Source organism: Micromonospora inaquosa, assembly GCF_003857055.1.
GTDB lineage: Bacteria > Actinomycetota > Actinomycetes > Mycobacteriales > Micromonosporaceae > Micromonospora > Micromonospora inaquosa.
Window position 1 is genome coordinate 1 of record NZ_QGSZ01000357.1, and the last position, 14,387, is coordinate 14,387.

Annotated in this window: 16 protein-coding genes, 1 tRNA gene and 1 pseudogene; 16 read left to right on the forward strand and 2 right to left on the reverse strand. The window is 70.5% G+C overall.

Translation table 11 applies throughout. The features are described from left to right. The first annotated feature begins 285 nt into the window (after nt 1–285). The 3 genes from DLJ59_RS32665 to DLJ59_RS37735 all read left to right on the forward strand — a co-directional run bounded on the left by DLJ59_RS32665 (nt 286) and on the right by DLJ59_RS37735 (nt 1,412). Nucleotides 286–978: a winged helix-turn-helix domain-containing protein gene (locus DLJ59_RS32665; RefSeq protein WP_124777909.1), complete on the forward strand. Its 693-nt coding sequence runs from the start codon at nt 286–288 to the stop codon at nt 976–978. Nucleotides 979–1,068: 90 nt separating this feature from the next. Continuing rightward, a tRNA-Arg gene (locus DLJ59_RS32670) sits at nt 1,069–1,140 on the forward strand. A gap of 65 nt (nt 1,141–1,205) precedes the next feature. Next, complete coding sequence (locus tag DLJ59_RS37735) at nt 1,206–1,412, forward strand: hypothetical protein (RefSeq protein ID WP_244236347.1); 207 nt, start codon at nt 1,206–1,208, stop codon at nt 1,410–1,412. Between the two features lie 618 nt (nt 1,413–2,030). Here the strand turns inward: DLJ59_RS37735 and DLJ59_RS37740 are convergent. Further along, nucleotides 2,031–2,486: pseudogene (locus DLJ59_RS37740) on the reverse strand (recombinase family protein); the annotation flags it as partial. Here DLJ59_RS37740 and DLJ59_RS37745 point away from each other — a divergent pair. Beyond that, nucleotides 2,376–3,188 carry a hypothetical protein gene (locus DLJ59_RS37745; RefSeq protein WP_244236348.1) on the forward strand — a complete coding sequence of 271 codons (813 nt, stop codon included), beginning with the start codon at nt 2,376–2,378 and terminating at the stop codon, nt 3,186–3,188. The pseudogene DLJ59_RS37740 and the gene DLJ59_RS37745 sit on opposite strands and share 111 nt — an antisense overlap. 437 nt (nt 3,189–3,625) lie before the next feature. On the opposite strand, the gene DLJ59_RS32685 is transcribed toward DLJ59_RS37745, so the two are convergent. Continuing rightward, nucleotides 3,626–4,096 carry a hypothetical protein gene (locus DLJ59_RS32685; protein WP_124777911.1) on the reverse strand — a complete coding sequence of 157 codons (471 nt, stop codon included), beginning with the start codon at nt 4,094–4,096 and terminating at the stop codon, nt 3,626–3,628. Between the two features lie 183 nt (nt 4,097–4,279). Here DLJ59_RS32685 and DLJ59_RS32690 point away from each other — a divergent pair, with 183 nt between their 5' ends. From DLJ59_RS32690 to DLJ59_RS32740, 12 genes are read left to right on the forward strand one after another with little or no spacing between them, the layout of a single operon-like run. Next, nucleotides 4,280–4,978 (forward strand): MinD/ParA family ATP-binding protein, encoded by a 699-nt coding sequence (locus DLJ59_RS32690; RefSeq protein WP_124777913.1) that lies wholly within the window; start codon nt 4,280–4,282, stop codon nt 4,976–4,978. Beyond that, the gene (locus tag DLJ59_RS38160; RefSeq protein WP_341869668.1) at nt 4,975–5,598 is read left to right on the forward strand and encodes a hypothetical protein; all 624 of its coding nucleotides are present in this window, start codon (nt 4,975–4,977) and stop codon (nt 5,596–5,598) included. Before DLJ59_RS32690 ends, DLJ59_RS38160 begins: the two co-directional genes overlap by 4 nt. Then, nucleotides 5,549–6,301, forward strand: a complete 753-nt coding sequence (locus DLJ59_RS38165; protein WP_341869669.1) for a TadA family conjugal transfer-associated ATPase — start codon at nt 5,549–5,551, stop codon at nt 6,299–6,301. The genes DLJ59_RS38160 and DLJ59_RS38165 overlap by 50 nt, the downstream gene beginning before the upstream one ends. A gap of 2 nt (nt 6,302–6,303) precedes the next feature. Continuing rightward, nucleotides 6,304–7,128, forward strand: coding sequence for a type II secretion system F family protein (locus DLJ59_RS32700; RefSeq protein WP_244236349.1), 825 nt, complete (start codon nt 6,304–6,306; stop codon nt 7,126–7,128). Further along, on the forward strand, nt 7,125–8,033 hold the full coding sequence (locus DLJ59_RS32705; protein ID WP_124777915.1) for a type II secretion system F family protein: 909 nt from the start codon (nt 7,125–7,127) through the stop codon (nt 8,031–8,033). The genes DLJ59_RS32700 and DLJ59_RS32705 overlap by 4 nt, the downstream gene beginning before the upstream one ends. A gap of 56 nt (nt 8,034–8,089) precedes the next feature. After that, a complete protein-coding gene (locus DLJ59_RS32710) occupies nt 8,090–8,284 on the forward strand; it encodes a hypothetical protein (RefSeq protein ID WP_124777917.1) in 195 nt (64 codons plus the stop codon). Beyond that, on the forward strand, nt 8,281–8,673 hold the full coding sequence (locus DLJ59_RS32715) for a TadE/TadG family type IV pilus assembly protein (RefSeq protein WP_124777919.1): 393 nt from the start codon (nt 8,281–8,283) through the stop codon (nt 8,671–8,673). Before DLJ59_RS32710 ends, DLJ59_RS32715 begins: the two co-directional genes overlap by 4 nt. 58 nt (nt 8,674–8,731) lie before the next feature. After that, nucleotides 8,732–9,193 (forward strand): hypothetical protein, encoded by a 462-nt coding sequence (locus DLJ59_RS32720; RefSeq protein WP_124777921.1) that lies wholly within the window; start codon nt 8,732–8,734, stop codon nt 9,191–9,193. Next, on the forward strand, nt 9,190–9,618 hold the full coding sequence (locus DLJ59_RS32725) for a pilus assembly protein TadG-related protein (protein WP_124777923.1): 429 nt from the start codon (nt 9,190–9,192) through the stop codon (nt 9,616–9,618). Before DLJ59_RS32720 ends, DLJ59_RS32725 begins: the two co-directional genes overlap by 4 nt. Nucleotides 9,619–9,628: 10 nt before the next feature. Further along, entirely contained in the window at nt 9,629–12,370 is a 2,742-nt protein-coding gene (locus tag DLJ59_RS32730; protein WP_124777925.1) for an AfsR/SARP family transcriptional regulator, read from the forward strand. Next, complete coding sequence (locus DLJ59_RS32735; RefSeq protein ID WP_124777927.1) at nt 12,367–13,086, forward strand: prepilin peptidase; 720 nt, start codon at nt 12,367–12,369, stop codon at nt 13,084–13,086. Before DLJ59_RS32730 ends, DLJ59_RS32735 begins: the two co-directional genes overlap by 4 nt. Before the next feature lie 38 nt (nt 13,087–13,124). Beyond that, nucleotides 13,125–14,384 carry a hypothetical protein gene (locus DLJ59_RS32740; RefSeq protein WP_124777929.1) on the forward strand — a complete coding sequence of 420 codons (1,260 nt, stop codon included), beginning with the start codon at nt 13,125–13,127 and terminating at the stop codon, nt 14,382–14,384. Nucleotides 14,385–14,387 lie beyond the last annotated feature (3 nt).

Genomic DNA, 14,387 nt, shown 5'->3' on the forward strand with positions numbered 1-14,387 from the left:
GTGTATAAGCGACAGCAGCCTGGCCCGGCCCGACCCCGGCCCCGGCCCCGGCGGGCCCTAGGTCTTGATCGACTCGGCTTTCAGGAAACCGCGCTGTCCGCCCGACCAGGACACCCCGACCTTCAGGAACCCGAGTTGATCAAGGCGGGTGGACCGTCGGATGTGACCAGAACGCCCACAGTCGTCCCTTGTGGGTGTTTTGCGTGGCACAGGCGATTACGTTGCTTAGAGAGTTTTCTCCCCATATATCGTGACCAGTTGCGATTCGGGCTCGTTGCCCAAGACGTGGGGGTTGCACTCAGAGACGCACGGCGTTCGGTCACCAGCTGGTGCCGACGCCACACCATCGGTGGTGACGGGGCGGTGGCAGCCGTCCGTCGCGGACAGCGGCAGGGCGAGCCGGGAATGCTCAGCCGCGAACAGGAACTCGAGTTGATCGACACGCTGCGGGGCGTCCACCCCGACGAGTTCGGGCTCGACGAGGAGTTGTGGACGCGGCAGAGCCTTACCACGCTCATCCAGCGGCGCTTCGACCTGCCGTTGGACGCCGGCGCTGTGGGGGCGTACCTGCGGGCCTGGGGGTTGGGTCCGCGGGAGCCGCGCGAGCGGGCCTGCGGGCTCTGCGTCAGCGCGGTGGAGCGCTGGGTTCGCAGCGAGTACCCGGCGATCACCCGGGCCGCCCAGGAACACCTCGCGGAGGTCTACTGGATCGGCCGGGTCCGGCTGCGCGGCACGATGCCGGCGGCCGACGTGATCTCCGCTGTCTCGTCTCGCGGTCGGGTGCGCTTCATGATCACCACGCCGACGGTGGACCCGCCGCTCCCCCGCGACTTCGTGTTGCGGCTCAGCGGCGAGGAGCAGCGCACGGTGCACCTGATCGTGGACGGCTCCTGGCCCCGCAACGAGTGGCCCCGCCGACTCCCTCGGCGGATCGTCCTGCACCCGCTGCCCAGTTGCGGGCGGGCGATAGCGGCCTGAGCGCCGGGTGGGCCGGTCCGACACGATCGGCTCACCCGATACCGATTCGGCGTACGCAGGGGAGGTTTGCTAGTCTTCTCCAGTCGCTGAGCCCCCGTAGCTCAGGGGATAGAGCACCGCCCTCCGGAGGCGGGGGCGCAGGTTCGAATCCTGCCGGGGGCACGTAGAACATGGGAACGGATTTGACCGGCAGGGGCGGACGCCGACGCGTCCGCCCCCTCTGTTTTGTGTTGGGGCTGCCGCTGCCTCGGAGCCTTGCCCGTGGCTTCGGCAGCAGCCTGGCTGATGACGTCGACCATCTCGGCGCGTACGGCGACGCGCAGTGTGATCCGCTGGAGGTGTCGGTCGTACCGGATCTCCAGTTGGAAGGCGTCGAACAGCTGCCTCTGCTTCTCGTCGGGCAGGTCGAGCACGTTCAGATCAACGTGCGGTAGTTGGTCCACCAGTTCGCGTGTTCCCGCCCCCTTCGGCTGTGCGGCCTTGGCCAACTCCTGGAGTTCAGCAGCGAGTACCTGCTTCCGTTTCGCGTTGTCGGCGAACTGCTGCTGAATGCCGGTCCGCCATTGCGCGTCGATCTCGGGGTCGCCCGAACTCGTCATCTGTTGAAGTGACAAGATCAAGTTCTTGTTGGCCGCATCAAGATCGTTGATCTGCCGGGCGTACGCGGCAGCCATCGCCTCCGTGCCGGACCGGATGGGCTCGTCTGCCGGTCCCTCCAGGTAGTCCAGCCGGTGGGCGCCGAACACCCTCTCGTTGAAGAACCGTGCGACGAAGGTGTCAACGATGTCTTCGTTCACGGTGAGAGCAGGTGGGTGGATTTCGTACCACATCTCGTTCTTGTGATGCTCGCGTTTGGTGACGCAGGCGTAGTACGTGTCGTCGGGGCGGGTCTTCCTTTGGCGGGTCTTTCCGAACATGCGTCGTGAACAGATGTCGCACTTGATGTAGGACCGGTATCGGTAGCTGCGCTTGGTCTTGGGGTGGGCGTTTGTGCTGGCCTTCGACCGCGAACCTTGCCGGTACCGCCCGACCGGACTGCCTGCGTCGAAATAGGCGCGGGTCGTTAGAGGCTCATGGGTGACGCTCGGCGACCATACCCATTCGCTGGGCGGGTTGACACGGCCTTTTACTCCTCGATCCGGCCGTGAGCGCTTGCGCCGGTTCCAGACCATGTATCCGGTGTACTTGGGGTTGTTGAGGATGTCTCGTACGGCGGTTGAGGTCCATGCACCGATAGCGGTGTTGTAGGACTCCCGCTTGACTGGTACCGGTGGCGGGTATCGGTCGAGGTCGGTGTTCAGCCGGTCGGCGATGTGCTGGTACGACAGTCGCTCCAGCGCTCGCCAAGCGAAGATCTGCGTCACTACAGGCCCGCAAGCGGGGTCTCTCACGAGCCGGTGCTTGGTGATGCCCTCTTCGCGCTTGGCCTTGACCGGGTGCGGGTGGCGCTCTCCGATGTATCCGTACGGCGGCTTGCCGATGTTCCAGCCCTGTGCGGTGTGCTGCATGAAGCCTTTCCACGAGAGTTCCAGCATTTGCAGGACGTACCACTCGGAGATGGCCTGCTTGACCCGCCGGGTCAGGACGGAGGTGGCGTTCTTCGGCCCACCGGTTCCGCTCGGGCGGACCGCGTCTCGATCGATGCCCTCGTCGGCAGCGAGCAGGGCGACGCCGGCCTGTTCGAGTTCGTGCTCGATCTTCGTGCCGTAGTAGGTCGTGCGAGCTATGCGCTCAATGGATTCGCAGACGACCGCGACGAATCGCCGGTCGGGCCGCTGGGCCTCTGCGAGCAGGTCAGCGATGCTGCCGTCGCGCGGCACCGGGATGTCGAAGGCTTGGTAGGCGTCGCTTTGACCGCGCAGGTCCAGGAGCGCCCGGCCAGATTCGATGTCGTAGAAGTGGGCCACGATCACGAAGCCGGGCGGCAGCTTGACGTTCACGCTGTCCAGCTGACGCGGGATGGCGAGAGTCGGATCTTGCCTGTCCTCGGTCGAGGTACGGGCGAGGAAGGCGACGGGCACGATCGTCGGAACGTCGTCGTTCGGCCGGTGCTGGTCGGCCATCTGCATGAGCCAGTCAAGGATGCCGACGTCCATGTTGTCGGCTTCATCTGCGACTGCTGTCATTTTCCCTCCCCAGGGTCGTCGCGGGCCTGCTGCTCGATGGCCCACAGCAGGGCGTCGCGGATGGCGCGAGCTTGTATTGCTTGAAGCTTCTCTCCCTCGCGTCCCGAAATAGCGACTATCTCGAGGCGGAACGAGATGCCACCTTCGGCAGGATTGCTGTCGTCCCGGTCGCCAATTGCATTGATTGGCGGCCGTTGCACTGTCTGCCCATCGTACATTTCATTGGATTCGTGGGCAGTGGCGTCAACCACGCTATTCCCCCTGTTTTCGCAGCGCACAACGGTGCGCTGGAACGCGAATCAGCCATGGGGAACCCCCTCTCGAATGACGAGGTGAGCGCTTCTTATGAAGCTCGATAAAGCCGCTTTGGATTCGAGCAATAAGTAAGCCCGCAGAGCACATGCTCTGCGGGCTTGTCGGGCTTCCTGTGAACTAGGTTGTTTGCGGAAGAAGTGAAGACCCCTGAGTCGAGAACGGGGGGTCTCGGCTCAGGGGCCTGTCTGGGGCGAGCGTGGCTCCGGTTAGCGAACTACCACGGCTCGTTGTTCGGTGACGGTGACGTTGACCGTCGTGGCGGTGGTGATCGCGGGTTCGGTACCGGAGAAGCCGCCGCCGCTCCACGACACGTCCCAGGTGGCGACGGCCCGGAGGGTGAACGTGCCGCCGGGACTGTCGGCGGAGGTCTTCGTGTAGGTGTGCCCGCAGGTCGGCGAGGCCGACAGGGGGTTGACCGAGGTCGTCCACGGTGTGCCCGGTCCGTTGCACACGACGGACGAGCCGTCTCCCGCGTACCAGGTGATCTTTCGCGGTTCCGCCTTGGCCTCAATGGTCAGCCCACCGGCCGAAGCGCGTGCGCTCTGGGTCTGCCACCAGCCGGGCTGCACCCACCACCACACTGGGACGTGGACGAACTGTGTCGTGGTCAAGGAGGGGTTGGCGGCGATGACCGGTCGGGGGATCGTGAGGTTGTCTACGGCTCGCTGTGTGATCACGCCGAGTGAACCGCCCCGGGTTCTGTGGAGTCTCTACAAGATCCGGGGCGGTTCAGGTCGAGGTCGTGCCGGGCGCTGACGGCGCGGACACCACCGTGGTGTCGCTGCTTCTGGGCCGTGACGATGCGACCAAGGTCGCTGGTTCAGGCTCGGCGGTGTCCCTGGTCGTGGTGGGCAGCTGACATGTTGGTCGCTGTCACCTCTCTGAAGTCCGGCGGCGCAACCACCGTCGCCGCCGCGCTCGCGGCCGTCTGGCCCGAGCCCGCCTGCCTGATCGAGGCCGACCCGGCGGGTGGTGACCTCGGCGGCCGGCACCGTCTACCGGATGCCCCGGGGCTGGCGTCGCTGGCCAACGCGTGCCGCACCGGGCAGGCCGATCTCACCGAGCACGCCACGCGGCTGCCGTTCGGCGTCGACGTGGTGCTCGCTGCCGCCGGTCGCCCGCAGGCCAGCGCCGCGATCGGGCTCCTTGCAGACACCGAACCCGCACGCTGGGCAAAGGAACGCCCGATTGTCCTCGACGTCGGCCGTCTGGAGCCCGGTTCCCCGGCGCTGCCGCTGCTGGAGCTGGCCGACATGGCCCTTGTCGTGGCCGGCGGCGACGTGCTGTCCCTTCTGCGGGTCTCCCTCGCCGACATCCCGGTCCGGCGAGCTGGCCTGGTCACGGTCGGGCCGCTGACCCATCCGCGTGAAGACCTGGCCGGGTTGCTGCCGCTACCGCTGGTGGCCGCGATGCCGTGGGACCGCCACAGCGCCGAGGTCATCGCCGGTACCCGCAGGCCCCGGAAGGCGTGGACCCGCGTAGGTCTGCCCGCCACCGCCCGCGCCCTAGCCGCAACCCTTGCCACACCGACGATCCCCGCAGGAGGTGACCCCCGATGACCATGCCGTCGAACCCCCCCGACACGGAAGCGGCGCTCGTCGCCGACCTGCGCGCCCAGGTCAGCCAGGCGCTGGCCGGACACGCCGGGGGCGGGCCGCTGGCCGCCGCCGAGCGCCGCCGCCTGGCAGAGCAGTACACCGGCGAGGCCCTCGACGCCCACGCCCAGCAGGCTTTGGGGGCCGGGCGGGCGCCGCTGTCTGCCAGCGTCGAGGCCCGCGTCGCCCGCGCCGTGATCGACCACCTGGTCGGCGCGGGCGGGCTGCAGCACCTGCTCGACAACCCCGACATCGAAAACGTGCACGCCAACGGCTGCGATGAGGTGTTCATCCGCTACGCCGGGGGCAAATCGGAGATCGGGCCGCCGATCGCCGAGTCCGACGAGGCGCTGATCGAGATGATCCGGACGCTGGCCACCGAGGCCGCGTTCGGCGACGACTTCTCCGGCCACGGCGAGGAGCGCACCTTCGACCGCACCAACCCGGTCCTGGATCTGCGGCTCCGCGACGGGTCGCGGCTGTGCGCGGTGATGTCGGTGTCGCGCCGCGTCGCTGTCCATCCGCCGCCCGACGATGATCAACGCGGACCTGGAAGACCTGGTGGCCAAGGGCACCCTCGATGAGTCGCTGTGCCGGGTGATCCAGGCCGCCATGCGCGCCAAGCTCAACATCATCTTTTCCGGCGGCACCAACACCGGCAAGACCACCCTGGCGCGGGCCGCTGCCCGCGCGATCCAGCCCAATGAGCGGCTGATCACCATTGAGGACAGCTACGAACTGGAGCTGCACGATCCGGTGGCGCACCCGAATGTCACGGCGTTGCAGGCCCGCCGCCCGAATCTGGAGGGCGTGGGGGCGGTGTCGATGTCGGCGCTGGTGCGTACCGCGCTGCGCATGGACCCCGACCGGGTCATCGTCGGCGAGGCGCGCGGCGACGAGGTGATCGACCTGCTCAAGGCCATGAGCCAGGGCAACGACGGCTCCTTCGCCACGGTGCACGCGAGCTCGTCGGCGCAGGCGTTCAGCCGCCTCATGATGTACGCCGTCCAGGCGCCCGAACGGCTCAGCTTCGAGGCATCGGCGATGCTGATCGCGGAGAGCCTGAACCTGGTCGTTCAGCTGTCCTGGTCGCCGGATAAGACCCGCGTCGTCAGCAGCGTTCGGGAAGTCGTCGGATTCGACGGCAGGGACGTGATCTCTAACGAGGTGTGGCGGCCCGGCCCCGGGCAGCGGGCGGTGCCCAACACCCCGTTGCGGGCCGACACGATCGAACGCCTCGAAGCAGCCGGGCTCGACCCGGCTGTGATCGACCGGGTCGGGTGGTAGCGGTGACCGCACTGTCCGCACTGCTCGGCGCGGGTTTCGGCCTCGGGTTGATCGCCATGCTCGCCGGGCTGCGCCGTCGCGCCGCCACCGACCGGCCACGCACTGCTGGCGTGCGGGTGACCCGCGAGCAGCTCATCCGCGTGGCCGTCGCGCTCGTCGTCGCCGCGCTCGCGGGGCTGCTCACCGGCTGGCCGGTAGGGGCGGTCCTGGCCGGGATCGGGGCGTACGCGCTGCCGATCGCCCTCGGCACGGACAGGCACGCCGCTCGCGCTCTGGCGCGGACGGAGGCGATTGCGATGTGGGCGGAGATGTTGCGCGACAACCTGTCCGCCGCCGCCGGTCTGGAGCAGGCCATCCTCGTGACCGCTCCGTACGCGCCGGCCGCCATCCGCGACGAGATCGCCGAGCTGGCCGCCGCGGTGCGGCTCGGCCAGCGCCTTCCTGTCGCGCTGGGCGAGCTGCGTACGCGCCTGGACGACCCGACCGGGCGTCTGGTGGTGCGGGCGCTGACACAGGCGTCGACCCGCCAGTCGCGGCAGCTGGCCGAGCTGCTGTCGGAGCTGGCCAGCCGTGCCCGTGCCCGTGCCACGCTGCGGCTGAAGATCGCACCGGGCCACGCGAAAATCCGCACGAACGCCAGGGTGATCACCGGTTTCACGATCGCGATGGCGGTCGGCCTGATCGTGCTCAACCCGGCCTTCCTCGCCCCATACTCCAGCGTCACCGGGCAGCTGGTCCTCATCGTCGTGGGCGTCGTCTTCGCCGCCGGGTTCCTCGGCATCGCCCGCCTGGCGAAGGTCGGCGTCACCGAGGGAGGCACCCGATGACGACCGCGATCATCCTCGGCCTGGCGACCGGCCTGGGGCTGGCGCTGCTGGCCGCGTACGCGTTCCCGTCCCGCCTCACCCTGGCGCAGGCGTTCGCCGCGCTGCACCCGCCCACGTCGATGATGACCGCGCCTACGCGCCCGGCCATCGCAGTGCAGCCGGGCGGGCGGCTGGCCGGTGTCGGCCAACCCTTCGTTCCGCTGCTGGCCCGCCTCGGCCTGCCCCGGGCCAGCGTGCGCGCCGACCTCGGCATCTGCGGCCGTGACCCGTCGCGGCACCTGGCCGAACAGGCGTCCATGGCCTTGCTCGGGTTCCTCATCCCGCCCGCGTTCGCCGCCGTGGTCACTCTCGGCGGTACGCCGATCGGCTGGCAGCTGCCAGTGTGGGCGTCGCTGATCCTGGCCGGGCTCGGAGCGTTCGTGCCCGACCTCGCTCTGGCGTCGGAGGCCGTCAAGCGCCGCGCCGAGCTGCGCAACGCGGTGTCGGGCATGTTGGACCTGGTCGTCATCTCCCTCGCAGGCGGCGCCGGGGTCGAGCAGGCGCTGCGCGACGCGACCGACGACGCCGAAGGCTGGGCTCAGGCCGCTTTGCGCCAAGCGGTGGAAGCGGCACATCTGCGGCGCCGGCCGCCGTGGCAGACCCTCGGTGAACTCGGTGAGACCGCGGGCATGACCGCGCTGGCCGAGCTGTCGGCGGCGCTGTCGATGGCAGGCAGCGAAGGCGCGCGGATCAAGGCCACCCTGTCGGCCCGGTCGGCGGCGCTGATGACCCACCAGCTCGCCGAGGCCGAGGCCGCCGCCGCGTCGGCCACCGAACGCATGGTCCTGCCCCTGGTCCTACTCCTGGGCGGATTCATGATCTTCCTCATGTACCCGGCATTCGCGTCGATTTTGGGCGCTCTCTAGAACCCCTGCGCCGGAACGGAAAGGCCGCTCCGGCACCAACTCACGGGAGGAAAAGAATGATCCACCAGCTGTATGCGTACGCCACGGTCGTCGGCATGGAGCTGCGCGACCGGGCCCGGCGGCGCACCCCGGACGGCGGCTACTCCACCGAGGCCATCGCCGTGACGGCGTTCCTGGTCGCGCTCGCCCTAGCGGCGCTGGCGATCCTCGGGCCGAAGGTGATGGCGAAGGTGCGGGGCATCAACCTGTGACCGGCCTGCGGCGGCGTCGTCGCAGGGACGGAGGGGCGGCCAGCGTCGAGCTGGTGCTGGCCACCCCGCTGCTCCTGTTGCTGATCATGGCGGGCGTCCAGTTCGCGTTGTGGGCGCACGCCCGCCATATGGCGCAGGCTGCCGCCAACGAGGGCGTGCAGTCCGCGCGGGCCTACGAAAGCAGCGCCGCCGCCGGGAAAGCCGACACCGAGGCGCTGCTACGCGACCTGTCCGGCGGCTCGCTGACCGGTACCGCCGTGACCGCCAGCCGCAGCGCCACCGCCGCCACGGTCACGATCACCGGCCGCGCGTCGTCGGTCATCCCCGGCCTGACGTTCCCGATCCGGGTCACCGTCACCGCACCCGTGGAGCGAGTGCCCGGCACATAGCCATTGCGCTACGGCGCAACGCATCCGCCCGCATGGCGCGGGCCGAAGGAGGTGCCTCTTGTTGAGCTTCAACGGTGACGGCCGCCTGCCTCGCGCAGGCGGCCTCCGCCGCCTTCGCGCGGCCGGCGACCGCGGCTCGGTCACCACCGAGATGGCGGTCCTCGTCGTGCCGTTCCTGATCGTGCTGGCCATGTTCATCATCGTGGCCGCCCGAGCCGCCTCCGTCTCGATCGACGCGCGGGCCGTGGCCGCAGCGGCGGCTCGAGCCGCCGCTGACGCGCCGACCTCCGCCGCCGCCCGCACCGCCGCCACCAGCGCCGCCAACGCCATGGCCTCGGGCAGCCAGTTCCGCTGCACCGCCACCACCGATACCGGCCAGTTCCGCCGGGGCGGCGCGGTCACGGTGAACGTGGCCTGCGTGATGCGCCTGGACGACCTCGGCCTGCCCGGTGTGGGCACCACCAAGACCGCGCACGCCTCGGCCACCGAGCCGATCGACACTTATCGAGCTGGGACATGAGAGCCAACCGCCGCTACACCTTCCGCCGTCTTCTGCGCCGCGATCGGGGCACGGTCACCGCGTTCACCGTGGTCTGGGCCGCCACCGCGCTGCTTCTGGCTGGGCTCGTCCTGGACGCCGGGCTCGCCGTGTCCACCAAGGTCAGCGCCCGGTCGACGGCCCAAGCCGCCGCCCGCGCCGGAGCCCGCGAGCTCGACGTGCCCACGCTGCGCCGCACCGGAGTCGCGCGTCTGGACCTGGTCAAGGCCCGCGCCGCCGCTACTGGCTGGATCGCTCGTGCGGGGCTTCGCGGCACGGTGACCGTCACGGCGACGACCGTCACCGTCGAGGTCACCACCGCGCAGCGCACACAGCTGCTCAACCTCGCGGGGATCGACAGCATCCCCCTCCACGCCACCGCGACCGCCGAAGCGGTCATCCCCTAGGAGGTTCGTAATGCTGTCCTGGCTGGGCCGCTGGCTGGTGCGCGCCAGCGCAGGCACTGCCCTCGTTGCCGCGCTGGGCGGAATCCCGGCCTTCCTGACCATGGCGATCGGCTGGCCGCTGCCGCACGCCGTGCCCGACCGCGAGGCGCTGACCGGATTCCTCACCGACGGGGTCACCGACCGCATGGTGCTGAACCTGCTCGCCGTCGCGATCTGGCTCGTCTGGGCGCTGTTCGCCCAAGCGGTGCTCGCTGAGCTGCGCGACATCGGCCGCGGGGTCAAAGACCTGCACCCGCGCCGCCACCGCAACCCCATGCGTACCGCCGCATCGCTGCTGATCAGCTCCATGCTGCTCGGCAGCGTCCTGACCGCGACCGCCGCCACCGCCACCCCGCAGCAAGTCCGCGCCCTCCCCGCGACCCCGATCACCGCGACCGCGCAAGCCGCTCCGGCGCTCACCCAGGCCGCCGAAGGCCCGACGATCGTGCACGTCGGCAACGAGCGCTACGTCTACGCCGTCAAACGCGGCGACTACCTCTCCAAGGTCGCCAAGGCGTGGCTCGGCGACGCGAACAGGTGGCCGGAGATCTGCGACATGAACCGGCACCGCCACTTCCCGAAGGCCGGCGGGACGCTGCGCGACTGCAACCTGATCTACCCCGGCTGGGACCTTCGGCTGCCCGTCGACGCCCGGCCCCCGCACGGAGCCACGCCGGTCAAGCCACCTGTCCCTCAAACCCCGCCGCCGGTCGTCACCACGCCGACCCCGTCGACGTCGCCGAGCAGCCCGGCCGTCACCCCCAGCCCCAGCATCACGGCGAGTCCGGGTATCACGGCCAGCCCCGGCGTGGACAGCCCGGTCGCCGTGCCCCCGGGTGTGCCTTCCACCGTGCCCGTGTCGCCTTCGCCGAGCCCGTCGGCGTCCGGGTCGCCGTCAGCGTCTTCGAGTTCCTCGGCTTCGGGGTCGCCGGCCGCCAGGGACGCCGAAAGCCCGGACTCGGCCGATGGGCACGGGGTCCAGCTGTCCCCGTCGAGCTGGCTGCCCTGGGGGCTCGCCCTGGCGATCAGCGCCGCCGTGGTCCTGGTGTGGCTGCAGCGCCGCAGGCGTTTCACCGGCCAGCCCGACGACGACCCGCCGACCATGCTGCCCGAGCCGGTCGTGCGGGTACGCCGCGCGGTCGCCCGCCGCCCGGAACTGGCCGTGCCCGAGGACACCGAAACCCAACAGCCTCCGCTCGTGCCGGACCTCGCGCCGCTACCACCGGGCGGGACCGGTATCACCGGCGACGGCGCGCCCGCCGCCGCACGGGCCGCGCTGGTCGCCGTGCTCGCCTCTGGCGGTCCCCACGACCCCGACACACGCGGCGAGGTCATCATCGACGCCGCAACCCTGGCCACCCTGCTCGGCCCGGACGTCGTGACGCTCGGCGCGTGGCCGCGCCTGCACGTGGCCGACAGCATCGATGAGGCCCTCACCGTCATCGAGGGGTGGCTGCTGCACCGCAGCCGCATCCTCGACGAACACGCCCTGACCGACCTGGACGAGCTGCGCCAGCACGTCCCGGACGAGGAGGCGCTGCCCCCGGTCATGCTCATCACCGAGACCCCGCCCGCCGGCGCCCGGATGCGGGCGAAGGTCGCCCTCGCTCTGGGCGGCGGCCTCCAGGTGACCGGGCTGCTGCTGGGCGAGTGGGCGCACGGCGCCACCATCGAAGTCGCCCCGGATGGACACACCAAGCTCGTCGCGGGGCAGTCCACCGACCCGATCCCGGCCCGGCTGCCCGTCCTCGATCCGGCCGCCGCAATCCAGATCCTGACCACTCTGCGCGAGGCGCAGACCGGCGAACCCCCGGCGATCGTGTCCCCGGCCGTGCCGCTGACCGTCGTGCCCCTGCACGCCAGCCGCACCACCGTTGCCGCCGACGACGAGCCGCAGCGCTCCGGCGAGGAGCAGCCGCATCCGCCTGCCGACGATCCGGCCGCGCCGGTCGCGACGACCGGGCCGGTGAAGGCGAAGCTGCGGGTCATCGGCCCGCCGCGTATCGACGGCATCGTCCACGACGGCCGTGCGCTGCGCGCCAAAGCCAAGGAACTGGCGGTGTTCCTGGCCGTGCATCCAGACGGCGTGGAGACCAGGACCATCGGTGACAACATCGAACTCGACGCCCGCATCAGCCAGGCCGCCCAGCGCGTGCACACCAACGCGAGCAACCTCCGGCACGTGCTCGGCCGGGCCGCGGTCCCCGACGCGCACAACGCCTACGTCGTCAAAGGCGGCGGAGGGTACAAGCTCGACCCGGCGACCGTGGATGTGGACGTGTGGACGCTGCGCGACCTGATGCGCAAAGCCGCCATCGCCTCCGGCCCGGCTCGCCGCGAGTTGCTGACCGCGGCCTGCGGCCTCTACATCGCGCCCCTCGCGGAGGGCGAGGACTACGAGTGGCTGGCCCCGCACCGTGAGACGGTGCGCCGCTGGGGTACCGAAGCCCACCTGCTGCTGGCCGACGACCTGCTCGCCGACCACCACGCGCAGGAGGCATCTGACCTGCTCGACAAGGCGATCGGGCTGGACCGCTACAACGAGGCCCTGTACGTGCGGGCGATGCACGCCCGCCACGGGCTCGGTGACGCCGACGGCATCCGGACTCTGCTGCGTGCCCTCACCAAGGCGCTCGCGGATCTGGATGCCGAGCCGCAGGACGACACCCGGACCCTGGCGGCGAAGCTGCGCACCAGCCTGGAGCAGAGATGACCGCCACGACCGCTGCCCGCCGCATCGGCGTAGGCACGGCGCTGCCCGCGCTGGCCGTCGTCCCGCTGCTGCGCCACACCATCGCCGTGCACGCCGTGCCCGACGACCAGCCGTGGCGAACCGCGTGCCCGTGCGGGAAACCGCTGTGGCCCCACGCCATCGGAACCTCCGGCCGCTGTGCCGGATGCGGCGTGCGGGTCGGCGCACCGCCCTACGCGGTAGAAGCCGCCACGCTCGCCGGGGCGGCCGGGCTGGCGGTCTCCGGGCTCGGCGGCTTCGCCCTCGCCGGGTACGCGGTATGGACCGCCGCGATGATCGTGCTCGCGTTCGTGGACGCGGCCGTGATGCGGCTGCCGCACCGGATCACCGCCGCCGCCACGGCCGGGTTCCTCGGCCTGCTCGCCCTCGGCGGCCCGGCAGGCGCATGGGTGCGGGCCGTGGCCGCCGGACTCGTCCTGGCCGCGTTCTTCGCCGTGCTGGCCGCCGTCTCGCGCGGGCAGCTCGGGTGGGGCGATGTCACCCTGGCCGTGCCACTGGCCGCCGCGCTCGGCTGGCACAGCTGGACCGCCGTCTACGCGGGCGTCCTGCTCGGCCTCGGCACGGCCGCGCTCACCGCGATCACCCTGCGCTGCCTCGGCCGCCTGGCGCCGGAAACCTCGCTGCCGCTCGGCCCGTTCCTGATCGCCGCCGCCTACACCGTCGCCGTCTGGCCGTAGCCGCACAACGCAATGAACCACGGGGAAAGGGATCGGTCGTGAGCTCTGGCGACCTCACCGCGTACTACCGCGACAACGAGACGGTCGTGACCGGCCTGGCGCTGCTGGCCCTGGTCGGCATGATGCTGCTGACCGCCAACCGCACGCGCAAGATGAGCGCCCACCGCGCCACCCTGCTCGTCGCGAACCTGCTGACGATCGTCGCGGCGGGTCTGGCCACCGCCGTCAGCGCCTCGGGTATGTGGAAGTTCTTCACCGACATCCTCGGCGATTCACCGTTGCGGTACGCGTTCTTCTGGTTCATCGAAGTCGCCCTCTTCGCATCGGCTCTGCTGGCCCGCGCACGGCTGCTGCGCGACCCGGCCAACGCCAGCACCGGCGTGGACGGCGTCGCCGTGTGGGTCTTCGCCGCTCTCACCGCGTCCCTGTCGGCCACGGACGCCGACAGCTTCCGTGAGGTCTGCCTACGGCTGGCCGCGCCGCTGGTCGCCGCGTGGATGTGGGAGCGGGCGCTCGCCGCCGAACGCAACGCCCGCACCGGCACCAGCACCCGGCGCATCCACCTGACCCTCACCCTGGAGCGCGTCCTCGTCTGGCTCCGCCTGGCCGAGGCTCAAGGCCGTGACGTGACCGAAGTCGACCGCGTACGCCGGCGTGCCCGCCTCGGACGAGCCCGCCTCCACCTGTACCTGTTGCAGAACAAGAAGAAGACCTCCGCGTGGCGGCTACGCCGCGCCCACACCAAGGTAATCCGGCGCGCGATGCAGGCCGCCGAGCACATCGGCCTGGCCGACATCCCCGAGGCGACCAGCGAGCGCGAAGCCATTCAGATGTACATGGCCACCATCTACGGCATGATCGACGCCACCACCCCCGAGGCGGTCGCGCACCTCAACGCCTGGGCCAGCCCCCAGACCGCACCAGCCCACGAGGCGACCAGACTCATCGACCACAACCCCGAGGCCGCACCGGCGCCTACCGAGCTGGCGCAGCGCGTCAGCGGCCACGCGATACCCGCTACCGACGCCACCGGCATCGATTCCGGAGGCGAAGATACCCCGGAGGTCGTCGTGACAGCCATAGCCGCTGACGACCTCGGCCCAGGCGCATCCGGAAGCACACCCGCTGGAGAACCCGCTGGCCGCCGCCCTGACGACGAGGTGATCGACGACCGCGACGACGACGCCGAGGACGAAGACGATGACGAGACCTGTCGGGGTACTCGTTGGAGTGCAGAGCTAGGTACAGCTGATCTTGCAGAGGTGCGCACCGTGTGTCCGTCGCCAGTGGGTGACTGAGGG

Bases quoted from the DNA above. Each gene is read 5' to 3' on its own strand.
- DLJ59_RS32690 (WP_124777913.1), top strand. From the start codon at position 4,280: ATGTTGGTCGCTGTCACCTCTCTGAAGTCCGGCGGCGCAACCACCGTC.
- DLJ59_RS38160 (WP_341869668.1), top strand. From the start codon at position 4,975: ATGACCATGCCGTCGAACCCCCCCGACACGGAAGCGGCGCTCGTCGCC.
- DLJ59_RS38165 (WP_341869669.1), top strand. From the start codon at position 5,549: ATGATCAACGCGGACCTGGAAGACCTGGTGGCCAAGGGCACCCTCGAT.
- DLJ59_RS32705 (WP_124777915.1), top strand. From the start codon at position 7,125: ATGACGACCGCGATCATCCTCGGCCTGGCGACCGGCCTGGGGCTGGCG.
- DLJ59_RS32710 (WP_124777917.1), top strand. From the start codon at position 8,090: ATGATCCACCAGCTGTATGCGTACGCCACGGTCGTCGGCATGGAGCTG.
- DLJ59_RS32725 (WP_124777923.1), top strand. From the start codon at position 9,190: ATGAGAGCCAACCGCCGCTACACCTTCCGCCGTCTTCTGCGCCGCGAT.
- DLJ59_RS32730 (WP_124777925.1), top strand. From the start codon at position 9,629: ATGCTGTCCTGGCTGGGCCGCTGGCTGGTGCGCGCCAGCGCAGGCACT.
- DLJ59_RS32735 (WP_124777927.1), top strand. From the start codon at position 12,367: ATGACCGCCACGACCGCTGCCCGCCGCATCGGCGTAGGCACGGCGCTG.